General features: G+C 58.3%; 1 protein-coding gene. It reads left to right on the forward strand.

The genetic code is table 11. The features are described from left to right. Positions 1-254: ABC transporter permease subunit (locus QP415_RS12270; RefSeq protein WP_285100258.1), on the forward strand; the 254-nt coding region annotated here is incomplete at both ends.

Genomic DNA, 254 nt, shown 5'->3' on the forward strand with positions numbered 1-254 from the left:
GTAGACGGGTGCACTCCCGGGCAGGCATTCCGCCGAGTCATCCTGCCCATTGCCGCCCCCGGCGTGTTCACCACCGCGATCATCGTCTTCATCAACACCTGGAATGAATTCCTGATCGCCGTTACGATGATCAACAAGCCCGAAATGCAAACAGCCCCAGTGGCTATCTCCAAATTTGGCGGGGTCAGCGGTTTTGAGACCCCGTTCGGATCACAGATGGCGGCAGGCGTGATCGTCACGATCCCGCTAGTGAT

The sequence above is a fragment of the Pauljensenia sp. UMB3104 genome, assembly GCF_030217285.1.
GTDB lineage: Bacteria > Actinomycetota > Actinomycetes > Actinomycetales > Actinomycetaceae > Pauljensenia.